Here is a 23,307-nt window from a genome sequence, read left to right on the forward strand (position 1 = left end):
TTCTATGCAGCTAGAACTTTCAGGTAGCTTCTTGTTAAAACTGCTTTTCCAATTCCACAAACACTTGCCGGCTTTTGCGTTCTGCCCACACATGGCTGCTGCGGGTGTGTTGCCAGGAGAAATTCAGCTTCGGGGTGAGGCCGAGGATGGTCCAGTTTCTGTGCCACAGCGAAGCGGAGTATTGGATTTCGTGGTCGCGGCGTTGTTCGCGCGGGAAGCCTTGCGGTGTGATGTTTAGTGCGGTGCCGCGGAAACGCCGTTCGGCGAAGGATACGTTGAGCCGGGTGGAGAGGCCGCCCAGTGCGTCCCAATCATGAATCCAACCGGCGCCGATGCCGTGGCGGCGGTAGGCGGCATTGTTCGGCTTGCCGCTCAGGGTGGATTGTTCCGGCAGCATCTGGTTGAAATTCAGCCCGGCATACAGCGTGTTGCGCGCTGTGGCACGCCAAGCCAGGGAAATGCTTTCGCCCAAATACCAGCCGTTATACATTTCTGCTTTGGTATCCATCCGATAGTGCTGGCGGTAGGCATCCAGTGCGGTGTGCAGCTGCCAGCGCGGGGTGAGCAGGCGGCTGTATTCCGTGCGCAGCCCGGGGGCGTGCGCCCACATGTGCATTTTCAGCGTGTGGTTGTTTTGCGGTTTGCGGCCATCCCAGTTGTCGGTGCCGCTGAGCTGGAATTGGTAAAACGGCATCACCAACAGCCGCTGCCGCGCATCCTGCCAGAGCCAGCCCGCACCCAAACGGCCGTAGGCGCTGTCGTAGGCCGATTTGTTGCTCCAATAATAATTGGTGCCGCTCACATCCAGCTGCACGTGCAAGTTATGATGCCCGGCCAGCGGCTGGTTTTTCGCCACACCCAGGCTGTAAGCCACGCCCACAGCATCTTCTGCGCGTTCGCGGCTGCAACCGAACGGGCTGCAATGCGGCGGCGGTGCGTTGTTCACATTGTTATCAAACGAGGGCGAAAGCCCGCCGCTCCACTGCCACTGCTGCTGTTTGGCAATATGGTTCAGATAATGCTGCACATTATTCTGCACTTCCGCCGGCACTTCCGGCTCGCTCCGCACAGTTTCAAATAGCTGTGCCGATTCGCGCCATTGCTTATCTTCTGCCAGCATGGCCGCCAAATCCAGGCGGATGCGCACATCCTGCGGCTCTTCTGCCACCAGTTCCCGATAAATTTGCACTGCGCGCGCATAGTCGCCCGCATATCTAGCCTGCATGCCTTGTGCACGCCGCAGCAACACCATGTCTGGCTGCGGCGTTTGCGCATACAGTGAAGTCAAATCCGCCAACAATTCCGGCTGCGGCGGGCCGTTTAACACCTGCACCAGCATCCGCGCCAAGAGCTGTGGCCGTGCCAGCAAATCCTGCTGTGTAAGCACCGGCGCGGCCTGCTGCCCATCTTTGGCTGCAGGCATTTGCGCGTTGTTTTCCAACTGTCGCAGCCACTGCTGCTGCCCCGTTTGCAAAAAACGCTTCTGATCCTGTTCCGGCGTTGTATTGCCCCAACTGTGTTGTGCTGTACACAACGTAAAAATAATCAGAAGCGCACTCGTTTTCATCTGCATATGATAAATAATTGTTTGAAAATAATGAAATATAATAGATAAGGTTTCGTTAAGTTTAGATATTTCGTGCAAATAAAGCGGTTTTCTTATTTATAAAAATGAGATATATTACCATTCTTTTTAACGAATGGCAGGATTTAAGTAAGCATGAAACACCTGATTTTATCTTTGTCTGTGGCTGCTGCGTTGGCAGGATGTGCCGGCAGTGGCGGGGTAACCATTCCAGACGGTACCGCTCCTGTACCGCCGCTGACTCCGGCCGACTCCAGCAAAATCCTTGGCCCGGCCAGCACAGGCGAAACGCCCACCACCTTCCAAACCGGTAACGGGCAGCTGCGTTATGTGTCGTGGTATGTGGAGTATTGGGGCACGCCGTCGTCTGAAAACAAATTCATCTATCAGGCGCCAAACGGTAAAAGTTATGCCTTTGATGGGTTCACTAATCCGCCAAGATTCTCCAGCCGTTTTACGCCCGATAAAAACCAACCCACCAAGATGGAGCCGCAAACCTCAAGCGATGGTAACAAGCTGCTGGTGTGCTGTGAAAACGGTGATGCTAATTTCCCCGCAGGCTACCTGCAGTCTCTGCGTTATGGCGCATGGATTGGTGCCGACGGGCAAACCGATCTATTCGCGGGCGGCATATTGGCCAACACGGCGGACATGCAGAAGCGCAATGGCGCCACCGCACCCACCGGCAAAGCTACCTACGAAGTTTGGGCCTTCCGCGTGAAAGGCGGTTCGGTTGTGGCCTCTTCCTATAACACTGATACCAACCCTGCTAAACGGGTTAATTCTTTGCTAACCGTTAATTTCAACACCGGAAAAGTGGGTGGCACGATTAAAGGCAATGCCGATTTTGGTGCGGACATCGATTTCAACGATGTTACTGTAAACGGCAATACCTTCAGCGGCACAGCCTCTTCCGGCGGGGTGAGCGGCCAAGTGAACGGTGGCTTCTACGGTAAGAGCGGTTGGTACGACCCGGCCGGTACGGAAATCGGCGGTAAGGTTACTTTCAACGGCAACCGCAGCCTCGACAGCGTATTTGGTGGTTCAGCCACCGATACTCGCCGCGACCCGGATACCACGGCCACAGATTTAACCCCCGTTAATCCCTAATTCGATTTTCAGGCAGCCTTTATTCCATTTTCAATTCGCTAACAGAATCATGAAAACACATATCCATCAACACCGGCCAAGCATTTTGTTCTTGGCTCTGTGCAGCATCTTCTCTGCTCCGATTTGGGCAGCGGGCGAAACGGACGATGCCGGTTCCGCCCAATTGGAAACCATCGAAATCCAAGGTCGCAGGCATGCGCCGCGCCAGCTTGGCCGCGAACGCATCCGCCGCGAGCAGCTGGATAAAGAAATGGTGCAGGACATCCGCGATATGGTGCGCTACGATCCAGGGATCAGTGTGGCCGAAGGCGGCCGTGCCGGCTCCAATGGTTTCAGTATCCGCGGCGTGGATAAAGATCGCGTAGCCATCGTAGTGGACGGCCTCGACCAAGGTGAAAGCCGCTCTTCTTCTGCTTTCCAAGAACTGTTTGGGGCATATGGCAACTTCAACACCAACCGCAACGCTGCCGAATTGGAGCACATGAGCGAGGTAACCATCAGCAAAGGCGCTGATTCTATCACCGCCGGCAGCGGCGCATTGGGCGGCGCAGTGATTTACCGCACCAAATCGCCGCGCGATTATGTGGATGAAGATAAGCCATACCATGTCGGCATGAAAACCGGCTACCTGAGCCGCTCCGAACAATGGTTGGCCAGCATTACCGCTGCCGGTCGGCTGGGCGGGTTTGATGCCTTGGTGGTGGGCACTGTGCGTAACGGGCACGAAACCAAAAACCATAAAGAAGGCCAAAACGTCAATCTGCGCTTCAATAACAACTACCAATTTGGTAATACAACATATAGCGGCGTGGCACGCGGCACCCCTGACCCGCAAAACACTGAAGATCATGCCGACCTGTTCCGCCTCGGCTATCACTTCAACGACAGCAACTATCTGAGCGGTATTTACGAAACCTCCAGACAGGATCGGGAAACGGATGAGTTCTCTAATCTGTTTGGTGCTTATGACAGCACCAGCTACCGCTACCGCCAAGACGTGGCCTACCGCCGCCGCGTTGGCTTGGAATACGAAAACCTGCTGGAATGGGGGCCGTGGAACAAGCTGACAGTGAGCCTCGACAGACAGAAAATCCGCATGACCACCCTGACTTGGGATATTCCCAAGCAAGATTACATTCAACGAATGGGGCGGAATGCCGAAAACTATTTCATCCGCCGCAGCCTGAATTACGATACCGACCAATTCAAAGTGGCTGCCGAAAAACATTTCGATTTTGGCAAAAGCCTGACGTGGGATATGGCCTACGGCGTGGGCGGATCGCGCAAGCGCAACACCAATAGCAACACCAGTTATTGGACATACGTTTTCTATCCCGACCGCCTGGCTTCCGACCGTGATGAAAAAGAATTCTTGGTCAGCACTCAATCCAATAACACGAATCTTTATTGGAACAACACATTGCGCTTTAGCGACCGCTTTAAGCTGAACCTCGGCGTGCGTTATGACCGCACCAAAATGCACACCCTGGATACGGAAAGTTTCAATCCCGACGTGAAAGGCCAGCTTGAAGCCAAAGGCCTGTGGAACCAACAGGCACGCTTCAGTTCGCCCAGCTATGTGGCCGCATTGGATTGGAACATCAGCCCGTCGGTTACCCTGCAAGGTAAATACAGCACCGGCTTCCGCGCGCCCACCACCGATGAAATGTGGTTCTATTTCCCCAACACCCTGTTTTATGTCGAACCCAATCCGAACCTGAAGGCCGAACGTTCCAAAAACGTTGAGCTGGGCATCGATGTGCACGGCAACTGGGGGCATGTACGCCTTTCTGGCTACCGCACCCGCTACACCGATTTCATTGATTTCGTGAACCGCGGCTACAAAGAGGTGATGACCTGGGACTACACCAGAAAAACCTTAAGCAACCGCGAATACGCCGACGTTTACCAAAACGTGAACCGTTCTCAAGCCGAGATCAAAGGTTTGGAGCTGAAAGCACGCTGGAATCTCGATAGCATCGGCCTGCCCGCCGGTATGTACACCACCTTGGCCGCGAACTACACCAAAGGCGAAGCTGACGGCAATATTCCGATTAACGCCATCCAGCCGTTTAACGGCGTGATCGGTATCGGTTACCAGCAGCCGGATAACCGTTGGGGCGTGGATTTGAACGTTAGCTATTTTGCGCGTAAAAAACCGGAAGACACCGTCGCCTCCTACGACAATACGGGCAGGGTTTTCCCTTATGCACGCCACAGCAGCAATATCTGGTTGGTAGATTTAACCGCCCGCTACCAGTTTAGGAAACATGTAACGATTAGCGCGGGCATTTACAACCTGTTCAACCGTCATTACTACACTTGGGAAACCCTGCGCAGCATTCGCGAATTCGGCACAGTAAACCGTGTGGATAACTGTACCGACCGAAGCGGCGTTGCCCACCACGATGGCTGCGCCCATGCCGGCCTTGAGCGTTTCAGCGCACCCGGCCGCAATTTCGGCCTTATTATCGAAGCCAAGTTTTAAACCTTGGCAGTAAGGAAACTGTTTCAACTACGTTGAAGCTTATGTTTTCAGGTAGCCTCTGCACTTCTTTGGAGGCTACCTGAAAATCATGTCGCCAACACACAAAGGAAAATAAACCATGCAAGAAATCCCGTTCAACCAATACCTGAAAGAAAACTGCCGCACCACCCACGACAGCGTGGACGAGCTGGTGATGTCGGTTAAACCTTTCGACAACACCGAAAACTACATCCGCTTCCTACAGCTGCAAGCCGTGTTCCACAAAATTGTGGACGACATCTACAAAAACCCGCAGCTCAACGAAAAAATCACCGGCCTGGCCGAGCTTGCCCGCTACGATGACGTCATCCTCGACCTGCAAGATCTGAACGCTGCCGAAAAAGCCGTTTCCCTGCCTATTCCCAAACCGGAAGGCGCAGAAGCATTGGGCTGGCTCTATTGCGCCGAAGGCTCCAACGTGGGTGCCGCCTTCTTGTTTAAAGATGCGCAAAACAACCTCGGCTACAACGCCGAACACGGTGCCCGCCACCTCGGCCCGCACGCCGACGGCCGGGGCAAACACTGGCGCCGTTTTGCCGAGCAGCTGAACAATCTGGACATTTCCGATAGCGAACGCAAACAAGGCCTGCAAGGCGCACTCACCGCTTTTGCCTTCTACAAAAAACTGCTGCGCGAAATCTTCGAATTGCCCGAAGCCGCGTAAGGCTTGATAGCCGTTTTCGGCACAACAAAAGGCTACCTGAAAGTTTCAGGTAGCCTTTTGTTGTGTTCCCCCTTATGCGGAAGCCTGCAAAATCTTGCCGATGATTTCGCCGCTGTCTTTGGAGAGGGCGAGGTTTTCGGCGAGTTTTTGCAGCTCGGCGCGCATCAGGCTGCGGCGCTGCGGTTCGAGCTGGGCGCAGATGTTGAAGGCTTGGGCGAGGCGGGCGGCGATTTGGGGGTTGAAGCGGTCGATGCACCCGATTTGGCCGGCGAGGAAGGCGTAGCCGCTGCCGTCTGCGGCGTGGAAGTGCGGCACGTTGCGGCTGAAGCTGCCGAGCAGGGCGCGAGCTTTGTTGGGGTTTTCCAGGCTGAAGGCGGGGTGTTCGAGCGCGGCGGCCACTTGCGCGGGGGTGTCGGCGCGGTGGCTGGCGGCAACCAGGCTGAAGTATTTGCACATCACGAGGTCGTCGCTGTGGAATTTGGCGGCGAATTGTTCGAGCAGGCGGTTGCGCTCGGGGCGATCGTTGTGGTTGACGGCGCTGAGGATGCCCCATTCGTGGGTCATGTTGCGTGCCATTTGATTGTAGTTGGCGGCCACTTGTTCGATGTGCCCGGGGCGGGCGCGCAGGATGAAGGCGCGGCAGGCGTTGCGCAGGGCGCGCCAACCGGCTTGCTGCGGGCGGTATTCGTAGGGCTCGGCGAGGCCGGATTGTTCTTCTTCCATGTGGCGGGCTTCGGTATTGAGTGCGGCGAATTGGTCGGCGAAGTGTGCGGCAATCAAATCGAGCAGGGCTTCGCGGGCACGGTGGACGATGAGCGGATCGATGTTTTGGCGGCCGGCCCAGAGTTCGGCTTCGTTGGGAATGGCGAGCAGGGCGGCTTGGAAGGCGGCGCTGATGTCGGCACGCAAAACGTAGTCGATGGCTTGCAGCAGGGCGTGGTGCTCGGGCAGGGGGCTACCTGAAAGCAGGGCGGCTTCGTTGGCGGCGATGGCGCGGCGGTAGAGTGTTTGCGCGGCTTCCCAGCGGGAGAAGGGGTCGCTGTCGCAGGCGAGCAGCACGGAGAGTTCGTGCTCGCTGTAGGCGTAGTGCAGGTTTACTGGGGCGGAGAAACCGCGCAGCAGAGAGGGGACGACTTGTTGATAGTTGCCTTCAAATTGTAGGGCAACGCTTTCTTCGGCCTGGCGCAGGGTGAGCACGGCTTCGGTTTGCGTGTGTCCGTTTTCAGGTAGCCTGAAGGGGACGGGCTGGCCGAAGGTGTCTTCGTCGGCGCTGAACAGGGCGATTTTGAGCGGAATCATCATCGGCTGTTTGGCGGCCATATCGGGAGTGGGCGGGATGCTTTGGCGGATGTTCAGCACGAAGCGGTTGCCGGTTTGCAGGCTACCTGAAACATCCAGCACCGGCGTGCCTGCCTGGCTGTACCACAGGGCAAATTGCTCGAAATCGAAGCCGTTGGCATCGGCCATGGCGGCGCGGAAGTCGTCGCAGGTAACGGCTTGGCCGTCGTGGCGCTGGAAATAAAGCTTCATGCCTTTTTGGAAGCCCTCTTCGCCGAGGAAGGTGTGATACATGCGCACCACTTCCGCACCTTTTTCATACACGGTGAGGGTGTAGAAATTGTTCATTTCCACATAGCTGGCGGGGCGCACGGGATGGGAGGTGGGGCCGGCGTCTTCGGGGAATTGGTGGGCGCGCAGGAAGGATACGTTTTCAATCCGGCGGACTTCGCGGCTGGCACGGTCGGCGGAGAATTCTTGGTCGCGGAATACGGTGAGGCCTTCTTTGAGCGAGAGCTGGAACCAGTCGCGGCAGGTAACACGATTGCCGGTCCAGTTGTGGAAGTATTCGTGGGCGATCACGCCTTCCACGCGCTCGAAATCGGCATCGGTGGCGGTGCGGCTGTCGGCTAGTACGCAGGCGGTGTTGAAAATGTTCAAGCCTTTATTTTCCATCGCACCCATGTTGAAGTCGCCCACGGCTACCACCATGAAAATATCCAAATCGTATTCGAGGCCGAAACGGGTTTCGTCCCAGCGCATGGCGTGTTTGAGCGATTCGATGCCGAAGCGCACTTTGCCGGCGTCTTCGGCACGGGTGAAGAATTCGAGCGCCACTTGGCGGCCGCTTCGGGTGGTGAAGCTGTCGCGGGTGCACACCAAATCGCCGGCCACGAGGGCGAACAGGTAGCTGGGTTTGGCGAAGGGGTCGTGCCATTCGGCCCAGTGGCGGTTGTCGGGCAGCGTGCCGTGGCCGATGCGGTTGCCGTTGGAAAGCAGCACGGGGAAGCGGGCGCGGTCGGCGCTGATGCGGGTGGTGTAGATGCCCATCACGTCGGGGCGGTCGGGGTGGTAGGTGATTTTGCGGAAGCCTTCCGGTTCGCATTGGGTGTAGAGGTTGCCGCCGCTCGCGTAGAGCCCCATCAGGGATTTGTTTTGGTGCGGATAAAGGCGGGTGGCTACGCTCAGCTTGAAGGGTTGGGCGGGGACGTTCGGGATGGATAGGGTGTTGTTTTCTAGAGTGTAGGTGGTTTCAGGTAGCCTTTGGCCGTTGAGCTCGAGGGAAACCAGCTCGGCCGAGCCTTGCAGCACCAATGTGCCGCCGGCATCGGGCTGGGGCTGGATGGAAAGTTCGGCGGTAACGGCGATATGGTCGTCATACACATCGAAATTCAGGCGGATGTGCGGCACCAGATATTCGGGGGCGCGGTAGTCTTTGAGGTAGTGTGCGGTTTGCTGGGGCATGGCGGGCGGCCTTATGGAGGAATGGAAAGCGGGTATTTTAGCGCAAAACGGGGCTGGGTTTTAGCTTCGCAGAAACTCAGCTCCGGCTGCGTCGAAACATCGTTTTAGATGTAGGTTGGGTTAGGCTGCAAGCCGTAACCCAACAATCGGATACTCTTTGTGTTGGGTTACGCCTGTGGCTAACCCAACCTACTTTTACTGCGCCGAAACATCGTTTTCAGGTAGCCTGATGCCGCAAAGATCTCGGGCTGCTGAAAGGGGATGCAACAATATAAAGGCTACCTGAAAATCAGCCATGACTGTTTTCAGGTAGCCTTTAATGCTGTTTCAGGGCAAGTTAAATCAATCTAAATTGCCCAATACGATGCGCAGGATGCGGCGGATCGGTTCGGCCGCGCCCCAGAGCAGTTGGTCGCCCACGGTGAAGGCGCTGATGTATTCGCCGCCCATGACGAGCTTGCGGATGCGGCCTACGGGCACGGTGAGTGTGCCGGTAACGGCGGTGGGAGTGAGCTCGTGCATACTGGCTTCTTTGGTGTTGGGCACGACTTTCACCCAATCGTTGGCGCCGGTGAGCAGGCTTTCGATTTCGGATACGGGCAGATCCTGTTTCAGCTTCAGGGTGATGGCCTGGCTGTGGCAGCGCATGGCGCCGATGCGTACGCACAGGCCTTCCACGATGGTTGGGCGGCTGCCGCCGAGGATTTTGTTGGTTTCAACGTCGCCTTTCCATTCTTCTTTGGATTGACCGTTGCCCAAGTCTACGTCGATCCACGGAATCAGGCTGCCGGCCAGCGGCACGCCGAAGTTGGCTTTGGGGTAGTCGGGTGAGCGCAGGAAGTCGGATACTTTGCGGTCGATATCGAGGATGGCGCTGGCTGGGTCGGCCAGTTCGGCGGCTACTTTGCTGTGGATGGCACCCATGCCGCTGATGAGTTCGCGCATATTTTTGGCACCTGCGCCGGAGGCGGCTTGGTAGGTCATGCTGGAAGCCCATTCCACCAGGCCGTTTTGGAACAAGCCGCCCAGGGCCATCAGCATCAGCGAAACGGTGCAGTTGCCGCCGATGTAGTTTTTCACGCCGTTTTGCAGGGCGGCATCGATTACGTTGCGGTTTACCGGGTCGAGTACGATTACGGCATCGTCGTTCATGCGCAGGGCGGAGGCGGCATCGATCCAGTAGCCGTTCCAGCCGGATTCGCGCAGTTGGGGATACACGGATTTGGTGTAGTCGCCGCCTTGGCAGGTAACGATGATGTCCATTTTGGCCAGTTCGGCGGGATTGTTGGCATCAAGCAGGGTTTTGGCGGCTTGGCCGAAATCGGGGGCATTGCCGCCTACGTTGGAGGTGGTGAAGAAATAGGCTTCGGGGATGTGGGCGAAATCGTTTTCTTCGCGCATACGCTGCATCAAAACCGAGCCGACCATACCGCGCCAGCCGACAAATCCTACTTTTTGCATAACTGCTCCTTGATTGGTAAAGAAGTGTGAATGAAATGAGACCGCCTTTTTAACCTTGCGGCAGAGAAAAGTAAAGGGGGGAACGGCAGAATTATGTTTTCAGGTAGCCCCTTAGGATTTGGCGGCTGTAGTTTGGCGGATAAAACCGCTATAATGCGCTTTATTATTTTGTGTCTGCCCGGGCTGTTTGGCGCGGGGTTTTTTGGAATTCATGAAAGGTGTAAACATGAGCTTGAAGATTGCCATCAATGGCTATGGACGCATCGGCCGCCAGGTGGTGCGCGCGATTTACGAATACGGCCTGCGCGACCAATTTGAAGTCGTCGCCATCAATACTGGCAGCGATTTGCCAATCAACGCCCATCTTACCAAATTCGACACCGTGCACGGCCGCTTTGCCGCCGAGGTGTCGCACGATGAAACCCATCTGATTGTGAACGGCGACAAAATCCGCTTCCTGTCTCAGCGTGATCCGTCCCAGCTGCCGTGGAAAGAGCTGGGTGTAGATTTGGTGATGGAGTGCACCGGCGCTTTCACCAGCAAAGAAAAAAGCTCGGCACACCTTCAGGCCGGCGCGAAAAAGGTGTTGATTTCCGCGCCTGGTGGCGATGATGTGGATGCCACCGTTGTATATGGCGTGAACCACCAAGTACTCACCCCCGAGATGACTGTCGTTTCCAACGCTTCCTGCACCACCAACTGCCTGGCGCCTGTAGCCAAAGTGCTGGCTGAGGGCGTAGGCATTGCCAAAGGCCTGATGACCACCATCCACGCCTTTACGAATGACCAAGTGCTCACTGATGTGGGCCACAAAGACCTGCGCCGCGCCCGCAGCGCGGTGGAAAACATGATTCCCACCAAAACCGGTGCTGCCAAAGCGGTGGGCTTGGTGTTGCCCGAGCTCAAAGGCAAACTAGATGGCTTCGCCGTGCGCGTGCCCACCATCAACGTTTCGCTGGTGGATTTAACTTTTGAAGCCGGCCGCGATACCAGCGTGGAAGAAATCAACGCGATGCTAAAAACCGCCAGCGAAGGCTGCCTGAAAGGCGTGCTGGGCTACAACATCATGCCGCTGGTGTCTTCCGATTTCAACCACACCACCCAGGCTTCCGTGTTCGACAGCACGCTGACCAAGGTTTCCAACGGCAATATGGTGAAAGTATTGTCTTGGTATGACAACGAATGGGGCTTCTCCTGCCAGATGCTGAACACCGCCCGCGCGATGTTCGGGATGCCGGTGCGCCCGTTTGAATAAGGCTGCTGCGTGATAGAAAAGGCTACCTGAAAAGTTTCAGGTAGCCTTTTGTGTGGTGTGTGGCTGGTGTTGCCATGCCGGCATTTGGCTTGCTTCTTTATGTTGAAGGTAGCCACAAAATTTCAGGCTACCTGAAAATATGGCTGCATATTAAAACTGCACATTAAAAAGGCTATCTGAAATTTTTCAGGTAGCCTTTGCTCTTATCCCAACCGGCCTCAGGAAACCTGCTGCCGATACCATTCGATAAATGCCGCCGGCTCGGTAAAGCCGATCAGCGGGCTGCTGCGGCGGCCGTCGGGATGGATAACGAAGATACCGGGCGGGCCGGGCAGGCCGTATTCCTGCAACAGCGCGCGCTGCTCGGGCGTGTTGTCGGTGAGGTCGATTTTGAATACGCGATCAGGTGGTACGGCGGCCTGCACTTCGGGGCGGCTGAAGGTTTTGTGTTCCATCTCCTTGCAGCTGGCGCACCAGTCGGCATAAAAATCCAGCACCACCGGCTTGCCGCTGGCCAAGGCCTGTTGCATGGCGCTGTTGAGTTGCTGCGGCGCGGTGAATACCCGGTGCGCGGTTTGCTGCGGCGGGAACACGGTGAGCGCCTGGTGCAGGAAGGTGGGCTGCATGCGCACGCTCTGTACGGCGAAAAACACGCCCACGGTGAGTAGGAGGCTGCCCAGCCCCATAGCCAACGGCTTGATTTGGCGGTTGCGCAGGTGTTTGCCCAACAGCAGGCCGCCGGGGATAACCAACAGCAGGGAATAAAGTGCCACGGTCAGGCCATAGGGCAGGAAGGGGGCGGCCAGATACACGGCCACGGCCAGCAGGATGATGCCGAAGGCATGTTTGATGCCGTTCATCCACGCGCCGGCCTTAGGCAGGATGTGCCCGCCGAACGTGCCCACCAGAACCAGCGGCACGCCGGTGCCCAGCGCCATGCTGTATAAGGCCAGGCCGCCCAGTGCGGCATCGCCGGTTTGGCCGATATAGCCCAAGGCCACGGCCAGGGGCGGCGCCACACAGGGGCCGACAATCAGCGCCGAGAGCATGCCCATCACAAACACGGAAGCCATCTTGCCGCCGGACAGCTTGCTGCTCTGTTGTTGGAAGTAGCTTTGAATGAAGGAGGGCAGTTGGATGGTAAACACGTCGAACATGCCCAGCGCCAGCACCACAATCAGCGCGGCGGCAGAAAGCACCACCCACGGCTGTTGCAGCCACACGGTGAGTAGCGAGCCAGTGAGCCCGGCCAGCACGCCCACGGCAGCATAAGTGAGCGCCAGCCCCTGCACATAAACCGAAGACAAAATCAGTCCGCGGCGTTTGCCGGCATTGGCACGGTCTCCCACGATGATGCCCGACACAATGGGCAGTAGGGGATACATGCAGGCGGTAAAACTCAAGCCAATGCCGAAACTAAAAAAAGCCAGCAGGTTTGCCCCCAATGTGTCGCGCGACAAGCTAAACGGGCTTTTGCGCGGCTGCGGCACGGAGCTGGCAGCGGGCGCGCCGTCTTGCGGCGCGGTGAAGCGGTTGCTGCCGCCGGCGGGCGGTGCGGCTGTGTCGCCATACACGCCCGCGCCTTTGATTTCCAGCGTTTTGGTTACCGGCGGATAGCACACGCCCGCATCCGCGCAGCCTTGGTAGGTGAGCGTGAGGCGGTAGGCGGCGGGTGCGGCAGATTGGAAGGGCAGTTTCACCACGGCTTGGTGGTAGTGCACGGTTTGCTTGCCGAAAAATTCGTCTTCCTTTTCCTTGCCCTGCGAAAACTCAGCCGTGCCCAGCAGGCCGGATGGTTCGGTTTCTACGCGGATTTTTTCTTGATAGAGATAATAGCCGTCGGCAATTTGAAACTGCACGGCCACATCCTGCTCGCCCGCCGCCACCGTGGGGCGGAACGCCTGCTCCGCCGGCAGCAGCTGGCCGGCATCGATTGCATGCGCCGCCATGCCGGAGCACAACAGCACGGGCAGGATGAAAGATTGAATCAATTTTTTAAACATAAAGGCTACCTGAAAGCGTTAGCTTCAACGAAGTTGAAACAAGGGCACAAAAATGTGCGCGGATTATAAGGAAATAGTAACTTGCCCGCCATGGGCTTAATTTAACAAAGCGATTGATGAAATTAACTTTGCCGCCACAGGCTTGCTTATATAGACGAGCGGCGCATGCCGTTTCTGACAGCCGCGGCAAAATAATTATGCCCGCCGCCGCCTTTTCGCTTGAAAATCGGCCGCTCCGCCCCATTTGGCAGGGCAAAAGCTCTCTTTCAAAGGAATTTTCATGTCTCATCATCAACATCACCAACACCAAAACCCCGAAACTGAACTCCCGCAGCAGGAAGCCCAGGCCGAAGCGGTTGAGCCGCAGACCAATGCTGAAGCTGCTGCCGAGCCTACGCCGGAGCAGCTGGCACAGCGCGTGGCCGAACTGGAAGCCGAGCTGGCCGACATCAACAAATACCATCAGGCCGAGCTGCAAAACCTAGGCCGCCGCCATCAGGAAGAAATCCAGGCCGCCCACAAATTCGCCGCCAAGAAATTTGCCGAAGAGCTGTTGAAAGTAAAAGACTATTTGGAAATGGCGCTGCTCGACCAAAGCGGCAATTTCGATGCGCTGAAAATGGGCGTGGAGATGACCCTCACCGAGCTCAAGCGTGCCTTCGAGCAGGCTCAAATCAAAGAAATCCTGCCCCAGCCCGGCGACAAGCTCGACCCGCACCGCCACCAGGCCTTCCAAACCGTGGAAAGCGAGCAAGAGCCGAACACCATCGTGAACGTGATGCAGAAGGGCTATACCCTGCACGACCGCGTGCTGCGCCCCGCCACGGTGTCCGTTGCCAAGGCGCCGGAGGCGAAATAGCTTTCGGACTGTAAACGGATTTTCAGGTAGCCTGCTATATCGAATGCAGGCTACCTGAAAATTTTGGTGCATAGTTCAATAAAAAGGCTACCTGAAAACGCCACGCAGCGAAGTTTCTGCGAAGCTAAAGTTTCAGGTAGCCTTTGTTGTATCCATTTTTAGCTAGCGCGGCCCATCGGCCGTTTTGCCGAAACGCCGGATGCCGTTTTCGCACACCCAGTCGTCCAGCTGCATATCGTGCTCTTCGGCGGGCAGGATGTCGGTTTCCTGGCAGGCGAAACCGGCGCCGATTTTGCGCGGACAGAGGCGGTGGCGGGTGGCAGCGAGGGTAACGTCGTAGAAGCCGCCGCCTTGGCCGAGGCGGTAGCCGCGCCGGTCGATACCGACTAGGGGGATGATGATGCTATGCAGGTTGTGGATGCGGATTTTGCGGCCGGCAAATTGGGGAATGTTCAGCTTGCCTTGGCGGCGGCGTTCGGGGCGGCCTTGTTGCGGGAAGGGCGTAAACCACAGGCGTTGGCGGCGTGGTTCGATGTAGGGCAGGTAGAGCTCGGTGCCGCGTTGGCGGGCGGCGGCGGCGAGACTGTCGAGCCGCAGCTCGCTGCCGATGGGCCAATAGATGGCCAGCCGTTTGCCGCGTTTCAGGTAGCCTTTGAGCAGGTTGTTGATGCGCTTCTCGGCACGTTGACGTGCGGCAGGCGTAAGGCTTTGCCGTTGGCGTCGGAAGTGGCGGCGGAGGTCGATTTTACTTGGCATGGCAGGCTCAGTGGTTTAGGTGAGGCCTTTTTTCAGGCGGGTCCAGCTTTCGGGGTCTTCCTGCCATTCTACGCTTTCGCCACGCAGTATGGCCTGCATCATTTGGGCGGTTTCGGTGTCGATTTCGCGGGCGGCTTGGAGCAGGGGCTCGTTGGCGAACACGGGCAGGTCGGGGGTGTATTTCTCGGCCATTTTGTCCATCTGGTAGCGGTCGCGGGCGGCGTAGAACTCGCTGAGCTCTTGGGCTTTTTCGGAGTTGATGCCGAGTTTTTCCAGCGCGAGGCGGCCGCTGCGGATGGCGGCGTCTACGGTTTCGCGGATGATGTAGTTGGCGCCGGCATGGTGCAGGTGGTAGGCGTGGATGCGGTCGTGGGCGCGGGCAATGATGGGCAGGTTGGGGTAGTGGCGGTGGACGAATTCCACGATTGAGGTGGCATGCTCGAGGTTGCTGATACAGATAATGAGCAGCTTGGCGTGTGCCAGGCCGATGGAATTGAGCAGCTCGGGGCGGGTGGCGTCGCCGTAGTAGGTTTTGCTGCCGTATTTGGTGAGGCCTTCCACGGTGTCGGCCTGGTAGTCGATCACGGTAGTGTGGAAGCCGCAGGCGGTGAGCATGCTGTTGATTTGCTGGCCGAAACGGCCGTGGCCGAGCAGGATGACGGGGTTTTCCTCTTCAATCACGTCGTGCGGGCGCTCTTGGTTTTCTTCCACGATGCCGCGTGGGGCGATCACTTTGTCGTAGAAGATGAACAGGAGCGGGGTGAGTAGCATGGAGAGGGCAACCACCAATGAGATGCGGTCGGCCATGGCGCGCGGCAGCACATGGCTCTGGCGGGCGATGGTAAGCAGCACAAAGCCGAATTCACCGGCCTGCGCCAGGCTGAGTGCAAGCAGTTTGCTACCCATGCGCGGCAGGCGGAACAACAGACCGAGGATGAAGAGGATGATGCCTTTTACCGCCAATGTGGCTAAGGTGATGGCAGCCACCACCCAGAACTCTTTAGCCAGTAGAGTGAAATTCATGCCCGCGCCCACGGTGATGAAAAACAGCCCCAAGAGCAGGCCTTTGAAGGGCTCGAGATGGCTTTCCATTTCGTGCCGGTAGGAGCTGTTGGCCAGCGCCACGCCGGCTACGAACGCGCCCAGAGCGGGGGAGAGGCCGACGAGCGACATCAGCGTGGCAATGCCCACCACCACGGCCAGGGTGAACATGGTGAACATTTCGTTGAGGCGGACTTTGCTGATGAAGCGGAACATACGCGGCACCAGATAACGCACACCTACGGCAATCAGCAAAATAGCGGCAATGCTCACGGCGGCGAGCACCCAGCCGGGCTGGTCGGCCAGCAGATTGGTGGTGTGCGGGCCGCTCCGGTGATGGTGGCCGGCAGCCAAGAGCGGCAAGAGTGCCAGCATCGGGATAGCGGCCACGTCTTGAAACAGCAGAATGGCAAAGCCGGCCTGTCCGCCGGGAGATCGCATCAGATTTTTTTCGCTGTAGGTTTGCAGCACGATGGCGGTGGAGGAGAGCGCTAGGATACAACCCACGGCCACGCCCATCTGCCAGCTTTTGCCGATGGCTATGGTGATGCCGGCAATCGCTGCCACAGAAAGCAGCACCTGCAATCCACCCAGCCCCAAGAGCTTGTGCCGCAGTTGCCACAGTTTTTGCGGTGCCAGCTCCAAACCAACCAGAAACAGCATCATCACTACGCCGAATTCGGCAACGTGCTGGATAGATTCGGTTTCTTTGCCGGCAAAACCTAAAACCGGGCCGATGGCGATACCGGCCATCAAATAGCCCAACACCGAACCCAAGCCCAGTTTTTTGGAGACGAGCACGGCGGCAACGGCGAAAGCCAGGTAGGTAAAGGAGTAAAGCAGGATGGTGGTCATGGGCGTATTTTAGGTAAGTGGTGTTTGAAATAAAGGGTTATGGTTTTCAGGTAGCCTTTTGCCGGAGGAGGGGCTACCTGAAAACAGCAGGTTTGTTTCGGTGAAACCGCCGTATGTTTCTGGCGGCCTTGTGGCAATCAGTGTCGTGCGGCTTCAGTAATCAGTTTGTCTACCAGTTGCGGTACGCCGTCTTTGGCTTTGGCTTCGATAATGCTGATGTTTGCCAATCCTTTCGGCGGGCGCGGATCGACCAGATAGCGTTCGGTTTCGTAGGGCGCGTATTCCAGCAGGCCGGCGGCGGGATACACCTGCATCGAGGTGCCGACCACCAGCACTTTATCGGCCTGCGATACCCATCGGGCAGCGGTTTCAATCAGTGGCACGGCTTCGCCGAACCAAACGATGTGCGGGCGCATGGGGTAGCCTTGCGGGTCGGTGTCGTTGATGGATTGGTCGCCCGTCCATTCGACCACATAGTTTTCGTCGGCGCTGCTGCGGGCTTTGTTCAATTCGCCGTGCAGGTGCAGCACGGTACTGCTGCCGGCACGTTCGTGCAGGTCGTCCACGTTTTGGGTAATAATTTGAATTTGATAGTATTTTTCTAGCTCTGCCAGGGCGCGATGGGCAGCATTGGGTTCGGCAGCCTGTGCTTGGCGGCGGCGTTCGTTGTAGAAGTCGATCACGAGCTGGGGATTGCGCGCGAAGGCTTCGGGCGTGCACACTTCTTCCACTTTGTAGCCTTCCCACAGGCCGTCGGTGTCGCGGAAGGTGCGCAGGCCGCTGTCGGCGCTGATGCCAGCGCCGGTGAGGACGACGATTTTTTGCATGGTTTGCTTTCTTGTGAACGGGGTTGCCGTGTGTTTTCAGGTAGCCTATATGGCCGGATAAAGGCTACCTGGAAATAAGAAATGGTTTTTCAGGTAGCCTTTTTGTTTAAAACCGGCGGTGCTGCAGGGCGGGCAGTTGGTTGCGTACGGTGTGCAGGCGTTGCGGCTTGAGTTCGGCCATGATCCAGCCTTCGCCTTCCGGCCGCTCGGCGAGGATTTCGCCCCAGGGGTCGATAATCATGCTGTGGCCGTAGGTGCGCCGGCCGCTGTCGTGCAGGCCGCCTTGGGCGGCGGCGATAACGTAGCATTGGTTTTCGATGGCGCGGGCCTGCAGCAGGGTTTGCCAGTGGGCTTTGCCGGTGGTGTAGGTAAAGGCGGCGGGCAGGAGGAGTACGTCAAACGGCTGCTGGGCGCGGAAGATTTCGGGGAAACGCAGGTCGTAGCACACGCCTTGGCCGTAGCGCCAGCCGTCGATTTCCACAGACGGGGGGATGCTGTTGCCGGCTTCGATGGTGTCGGCTTCGCGGTAGCTTTCGCCAATGCCGGTGTAACTGAAGAGGTGGGCTTTGTCGTAGCGGCTGAGGCATTGGCCGTCGCGGCCGTATACGAGCAGGCTGTTGATGATTTTGCCGCTTTCGTTGGCGAGCAGGGGGATGCTGCCGCCGAATAAGACGATGCGGTGGCGGGCGGCCAGCTCGGCCATGAAGATTTGCAGCGGGCCGCGGCCGAATTGTTCGGCTTGGGCGAGTTTGTCGGTGTCGTGCCTGCCCATTAGCGACCAGTATTCGGGCAGCAGCACCCAGTCGGCGCCGGCTTGGGCGGCAGCGGCTACTTGCTGTACGACGCTGCGGCGGTTTACGGCGGGGTCGGTGTGGGAAACGAGTTGGATGGCGGCGGCGCGGATAGTTTGCATGGTGTGTTCGATGTTGGATTAAAAAACTAAGGGGAGGCTACCTGAAAGCATCTGCTTCAGCGGAGTTAAAACAATATCTTGTTGCGTGCGGCTGTTTCGGTGAAGCCAAAATTATTTCAGGTAGCCTTGGGTTTATTGTTGGTGCAATCGCGTGGCGTAATCCACTTCTTCGCGGCTGCCCATAATCACGGCCACGCGTTGGTGCAGGCCTTCTGGCTGAATATCGAGCATGCTCTCGCGGGCATTGGTGCTGGCGCCGCCGGCTTGTTCGATGATCAGACTCAATGGGTTGGCTTCATACATCAGGCGCAGTTTGCCGGGCTTGGCCGGGTCGCGCGCGTCTTTGGGATACATAAAGATGCCGCCGCGCATGAGAATGCGGTGAATCTCGGCCACCATGCTGGCTACCCAGCGCATATTGTAGTTTTTGCCGCGGGGGCCGGTTTCCCCGGCGAGCAATTCGGCAATGTATTGCTGCATGGGCGGCTGCCAATGGCGCTGGTTGGACATATTGATGGCAAATTCGCGCGTGGCCTGCTGGATTTGCGGGTTGAGCTGGGTTTGGACAAATTGGCCGCCGGCATCCAGCGTAAACACGGCCACACCGTGGCGCAGGCAGAGTACAAGCTGGGTTTGCGGCCCGTAGAGCGCGTAGCCGCTGGCTACTTGGGCGCGGCCGCTTTGCAGGAAGGATTGGGCGGAAAGCGGGCCTGCGGGTTTTTCTAGGATGGAGAAAATAGTGCCGACTGAAATATTGATGTCGATATTGGACGAGCCGTCTAAAGGGTCGAACAGCACGAGATAGCGGCCTTGATCGCTGGCTGGCACAAACTGCTCCTCTTCCTCGCTAGCCAAGCCGGCCACGGCGGGGTTGGCAGAGAGGCCGTCAATCAAGATTTGGTTGGCGATCACGTCCAGTTTTTTCTGGGCTTCGTCTTGTACATTGCTACTACCGGCTTCGCCCAGCACACCGGCGAGCGCGCCCTGGCGCACTTGGCCGCTGATGGTTTGGCAGGCTTGGACGATGGTGGAAACTACACTACCTAATTCGGCAGGCAGTTGGTGTTCGGCGAGATGTTGCTGGAGGAATTGGGACAGGGTGGGCATGGGGAACTCGATTAGGATGTTTTTGTGGGTTATCTGTGTTAAAGGCTACCTGAAAAGTTTGGTATGGCCTACACGCCGTTACGTTGGATTTTAACTGCGTAGAGGTTTCGCTTTCAGGTAGCCTGTTGGCATGGCCGTATTTTACCCGCACAGTGGCTGGATGGGGTAGGGTTTGCAGGGAGAAATTTGCCGTACCGTTGTGCTGTTCGGGCTGTTTAACGGCGTTTGCCGCGGCTGCTGTGGCGTGGCGGCTCAGTACGTCCAGCTTCGCGCCGGATACGATTCACTTCGCGGCGGAACTGCGGGGTAAGGCGCTGGCTTACCTGTTCGTAACGCTGGCTGATTAGGCGCATCATCGGCGGCATCATAGTTTTGGTCAAATCGCCCTGTTTGTTCAACACACTCTGTCCGGCAGGTGTGTGGTAGAAGGTGATCATGGCGTCCACTTCTTCTTGCGTGTAGGTTTGGCGCATGGCATCACGGCTGATTTCGCGCATTTGGTTCAGCAATTCTTCCGATTGGAAAACTTCGCGGTTCATGCCGGAAATATATTGTTCGGAAGCACGTTGTAGCGCGGCACGCTGCTCGGGGCTCAGGCGGGTGTTGCTATTGATTTGTCGGTTGATTTCCTGGTTGGTGAAATCGGTGGCGGCTGGTACGGCAGTACGCAGCTGGGCGGGCAGGTTTTGTAAATCAATCAGCCGGTTGAGTGATTCGTCAGACGGGGTTTGCGCGGCGGCGGGCAGGGCAATCAAGAGTGCGGCCAAGGCGAGGCTGCGGAAGATAGACCGGCGGAGGCTATGCGGCATGGGATTCCTTTTTGTAGTGAGGCTACCTGAAAGCATTTGCTTCAGCGGAGTTAAAACAAGATATGCACCGCGCGGCTGCCACAGAATGGGCTATTGTCGGTCGCGGTGGTATTCACGGGTGAAAAAACTGCAATCGTCATGCCCGTGAGTGGTGAGCGGCTTGCGCTGGCGGTGGTGCTGTTTCAGGCGCACCAGCAGCCATAGCAACAGAGCCAGTAATAAGAAAGAAAGAGAAAGAGATAAATCGAACATCGCTGCCCCCGCAAGTAATGGCACGAAACACTTTACATCCCTAATTATTTTGCTAGTTTACTTGGCAAGGCAGTGAAGCCTTGGTTATGCGGGATGGAGTTGTTCGGCTGTAGGTATCAGAATCGGTGTTTGTTATCTGTTTGTTATCGCGGCGCGTGGCCGGTTTTTAAAGCTTGCCACTTTGAGCGGCAGCAAGCTGTTTGCTTGTTATATTGCAGCAAGCTCCTCTGTTTCAAAAACCTTTGTATTTGTTTTAAATTATAGCGATTTCTTTACATTTATGTCCAGTAAGTGGCTAAAGTGCGGGGAAAGGTTAAGGCATATGTGCAACAAGTGTGTTATTGTGGACAATAAGTATAAAATTATGCTTATTTTTGCGTTCATCATATAATTTCTACTTGCTTTTGTGTCCATGAATGTCTATTATGCCAGTAATTAGCAAATCACCGGTTTGAATTAGACTGAAAGTCCATTATGAAGCTTGATATTGATCTCCTGATTGCTTATTTCGGTGGCGTAAACGCATTGGCCGAGGCCTTACGCCAGCATGATCCTGAAGGGGCTGCCTCCACCGCAGCCATCTACAAATGGCGCACACGCGGTTCGCTGCCGTTGGCACAGCTGCAAAGGCTGACTGCCTTGGCTGAAGCGCAAGGCAGGCCGTTGGATTTGAATGCTTTTCTGGAGCAGCAGCCTACTTTGCAGCGCGCCCCGGCACAGCCAGGCAATAGCCGCATAGTGGTATTCGATACCACTTTGCGCGATGGTGAGCAATCTCCGGGTGCCGCTATGACTAAGGAAGAAAAAGTGCGCGTGGCACGGCAGTTGGAGCGGTTGGGGGTGGATGTCATCGAGGCCGGTTTTGCTGCAGCCAGCCCCGGCGATTGGGAAGCCGTGCACGAAATTGCCCAAACCATTACCGAATCAACCGTTTGCTCGTTGGCGCGGGCGGTGGAGAACGATATACGCAAGGCTGGCGAGGCGATTGCACCCGCACCGAAAAAGCGCATCCACACCTTTATCGCCACTAGCCCCATCCATATGGAATACAAGCTGAAAATGAAGCCGCAGCAGGTGATCGACGCAGCGGTGAAAGCGGTGAAAATTGCCAAAGAATACACGGACGATGTGGAATTCTCTGCAGAAGATGCAGTGCGCTCCGATTTGGATTTTTTGGCAAAAATCTTCACGGCAGTTATTGATGCGGGTGCCACCACCATCAATATCCCCGATACCGTGGGCTATTCTGTCCCGTCCGCATGGTACGAGCGCATCAGCAGCATCATCCGCAGCGTACCCAACGGCAGTAAAGTGGTTTGGTCCACCCACTGCCACAACGATTTGGGTATGGCTGTGGCCAACTCGCTGGCCGCAATTCAGGCAGGCGTTCGGCAAGTGGAATGCACCATCAACGGCCTGGGCGAACGCGCGGGCAATGCCAGCTTGGAAGAAATTGTGATGGCGCTGAAAGTGCGGCACGACTTATTCGGCTTGGAAACCGGCATTGATACCACCCAAATCGTGCCCGCGTCTAAACTGGTGTCCAGTATCACCGGCTATCCGGTACAGCCCAATAAGGCCATTGTGGGTGCCAACGCTTTTGCCCACGAATCAGGCATCCACCAAGACGGCGTGCTCAAACATCGGGAAACCTATGAAATTATGTCGGCCGAATCGGTGGGCTGGTCGGCTAACCGATTGAGTTTGGGTAAACTTTCCGGCCGCAATGCCTTCAAAACCAAATTGGCCGAGCTGGGCATTGAATTGGGTAGTGAGGAAGCACTCAATGCTGCTTTTGCCCGCTTCAAAGAACTGGCCGATAAAAAACGCGAAATTTTTGACGAAGATTTGCATGTGCTGGTATCGGATGAAATGTCTAATCTCACGCCTGATCGTTATAAATTCATCTCGCAGCGAATCGTTACCGAAACCGGTGAATTGCCGCGCGCCGAAATCGTGTTCAGTGCCGATGGCGAAGAGCAGCACGCCGAAGCCACCGGCTCCGGCCCGGTAGATGCGATTTTCAAGGCCATCGAAAGCGTGGTGCAGAGCGGCGCCGAATTGCAGATTTATTCGGTGAATGCGGTAACCTTCGGCACGGAAAGCCAAGGCGAAACCGGCGTGCGCCTGGCCAGAAACGGCCGCGTAGCCAACGGCCAGGGTGCGGACACTGATATTCTGGCCGCCACCGCCAAAGCCTATCTTTCTGCGTTGAACAAGCTGGAAGGTGGTGAAAAAGTGAAGGCGCAGGGCGGGATTTAGCTGGGTTTTGTTTTCCGCTTGCTTTTGAAGTACCGCCCTTCGGCATCATGCTGCAGGGCGGTTTGATTTTGCGCGAAAGGCTACCTGAAACTATGCGGTATGGTTTTCAGGTAGCCTTTTTGTTGTGCAGGCGGCTGGGATGTACGCATCTGAACAATGCAGATATCCTCGCCTGAGTTTTGCAGCGCCAGACTGCTTTCAGGTAGCCTGAATCATTCTGTATGAGCAGGGCGGTTTGTGCCCCAGATAGTTGATTCGTGCCACATAAAATCTGATTAA

General features: G+C 56.7%; 17 protein-coding genes. 6 read left to right on the top strand and 11 right to left on the bottom strand.

Annotated elements, in window-relative coordinates; all coding sequences use genetic code 11:
• Nucleotides 1-34 precede the first annotated feature (34 nt).
• A complete protein-coding gene (locus CKV94_RS09600) occupies nt 35-1,423 on the bottom strand; it encodes a porin family protein (RefSeq protein ID WP_155114493.1) in 1,389 nt (462 codons plus the stop codon).
• A 297-nt stretch (nt 1,424-1,720) separates the two neighbouring features.
• On the opposite strand from CKV94_RS09600, the gene CKV94_RS09605 reads away from it, so the two are divergent.
• The 3 genes from CKV94_RS09605 (at nt 1,721) to CKV94_RS09615 (ending at nt 5,886) form a co-directional block, all read left to right on the top strand.
• Nucleotides 1,721-2,695, top strand: a complete 975-nt coding sequence (locus tag CKV94_RS09605) for a transferrin-binding protein-like solute binding protein (RefSeq protein WP_003821728.1) — start codon at nt 1,721-1,723, stop codon at nt 2,693-2,695.
• Nucleotides 2,696-2,744: 49 nt separating this feature from the next.
• Complete coding sequence (locus tag CKV94_RS09610; RefSeq protein WP_035579687.1) at nt 2,745-5,183, top strand: TonB-dependent hemoglobin/transferrin/lactoferrin family receptor; 2,439 nt, start codon at nt 2,745-2,747, stop codon at nt 5,181-5,183.
• A gap of 118 nt (nt 5,184-5,301) precedes the next feature.
• Nucleotides 5,302-5,886 (top strand): biliverdin-producing heme oxygenase, encoded by a 585-nt coding sequence (locus tag CKV94_RS09615; protein ID WP_003821721.1) that lies wholly within the window; start codon nt 5,302-5,304, stop codon nt 5,884-5,886.
• 72 nt (nt 5,887-5,958) lie between these two features.
• Here CKV94_RS09615 and pepN read toward each other — a convergent pair whose 3' ends face one another.
• Complete coding sequence (gene pepN, locus CKV94_RS09620; protein ID WP_003821719.1) at nt 5,959-8,628, bottom strand: aminopeptidase N; 2,670 nt, start codon at nt 8,626-8,628, stop codon at nt 5,959-5,961.
• A gap of 342 nt (nt 8,629-8,970) precedes the next feature.
• The gene (gene asd / locus CKV94_RS09625; protein ID WP_003821713.1) at nt 8,971-10,089 is read right to left on the bottom strand and encodes an aspartate-semialdehyde dehydrogenase; all 1,119 of its coding nucleotides are present in this window, start codon (nt 10,087-10,089) and stop codon (nt 8,971-8,973) included.
• Between the two features lie 226 nt (nt 10,090-10,315).
• Between asd and gap the strand changes: the two genes are divergently transcribed.
• Complete coding sequence (gene gap / locus CKV94_RS09630) at nt 10,316-11,344, top strand: type I glyceraldehyde-3-phosphate dehydrogenase (RefSeq protein WP_035579842.1); 1,029 nt, start codon at nt 10,316-10,318, stop codon at nt 11,342-11,344.
• 218 nt (nt 11,345-11,562) lie between these two features.
• On the opposite strand, the gene dsbD is transcribed toward gap, so the two are convergent.
• Nucleotides 11,563-13,347 carry a protein-disulfide reductase DsbD gene (gene dsbD / locus CKV94_RS09635; protein ID WP_003821711.1) on the bottom strand — a complete coding sequence of 595 codons (1,785 nt, stop codon included), beginning with the start codon at nt 13,345-13,347 and terminating at the stop codon, nt 11,563-11,565.
• Nucleotides 13,348-13,627: 280 nt separating this feature from the next.
• On the opposite strand from dsbD, the gene grpE reads away from it, so the two are divergent.
• The gene (grpE, locus tag CKV94_RS09640) at nt 13,628-14,206 is read left to right on the top strand and encodes a nucleotide exchange factor GrpE (RefSeq protein ID WP_035579684.1); all 579 of its coding nucleotides are present in this window, start codon (nt 13,628-13,630) and stop codon (nt 14,204-14,206) included.
• Nucleotides 14,207-14,368: 162 nt separating this feature from the next.
• On the opposite strand, the gene CKV94_RS09645 is transcribed toward grpE, so the two are convergent.
• From CKV94_RS09645 to CKV94_RS11250, 7 genes are all read right to left on the bottom strand, one after another.
• A complete protein-coding gene (locus CKV94_RS09645; RefSeq protein ID WP_003821707.1) occupies nt 14,369-14,962 on the bottom strand; it encodes a 5-formyltetrahydrofolate cyclo-ligase in 594 nt (197 codons plus the stop codon).
• 15 nt (nt 14,963-14,977) lie between these two features.
• On the bottom strand, nt 14,978-16,858 hold the full coding sequence (locus CKV94_RS09650; RefSeq protein ID WP_003821706.1) for a monovalent cation:proton antiporter-2 (CPA2) family protein: 1,881 nt from the start codon (nt 16,856-16,858) through the stop codon (nt 14,978-14,980).
• Nucleotides 16,859-16,995: 137 nt separating this feature from the next.
• Nucleotides 16,996-17,685, bottom strand: a complete 690-nt coding sequence (locus tag CKV94_RS09655; protein ID WP_003821703.1) for an SIR2 family NAD-dependent protein deacylase — start codon at nt 17,683-17,685, stop codon at nt 16,996-16,998.
• A gap of 106 nt (nt 17,686-17,791) precedes the next feature.
• The gene (locus CKV94_RS09660) at nt 17,792-18,598 is read right to left on the bottom strand and encodes a carbon-nitrogen hydrolase family protein (protein WP_003821702.1); all 807 of its coding nucleotides are present in this window, start codon (nt 18,596-18,598) and stop codon (nt 17,792-17,794) included.
• A 132-nt stretch (nt 18,599-18,730) separates the two neighbouring features.
• Nucleotides 18,731-19,705 (bottom strand): class 1 fructose-bisphosphatase, encoded by a 975-nt coding sequence (locus CKV94_RS09665; RefSeq protein ID WP_003821701.1) that lies wholly within the window; start codon nt 19,703-19,705, stop codon nt 18,731-18,733.
• A 215-nt stretch (nt 19,706-19,920) separates the two neighbouring features.
• Nucleotides 19,921-20,514: a DUF2059 domain-containing protein gene (locus CKV94_RS09670; protein ID WP_003821700.1), complete on the bottom strand. Its 594-nt coding sequence runs from the start codon at nt 20,512-20,514 to the stop codon at nt 19,921-19,923.
• A 90-nt stretch (nt 20,515-20,604) separates the two neighbouring features.
• Nucleotides 20,605-20,766: a hypothetical protein gene (locus CKV94_RS11250; protein WP_003821699.1), complete on the bottom strand. Its 162-nt coding sequence runs from the start codon at nt 20,764-20,766 to the stop codon at nt 20,605-20,607.
• Nucleotides 20,767-21,240: 474 nt separating this feature from the next.
• Between CKV94_RS11250 and CKV94_RS09675 the strand changes: the two genes are divergently transcribed.
• Complete coding sequence (locus CKV94_RS09675) at nt 21,241-23,028, top strand: 2-isopropylmalate synthase (protein WP_003821698.1); 1,788 nt, start codon at nt 21,241-21,243, stop codon at nt 23,026-23,028.
• Nucleotides 23,029-23,307: the final 279 nt, after the last annotated feature.

This window comes from Eikenella corrodens (assembly GCF_900187105.1).
GTDB classification, from domain to species: Bacteria; Pseudomonadota; Gammaproteobacteria; order Burkholderiales; family Neisseriaceae; genus Eikenella; species Eikenella corrodens.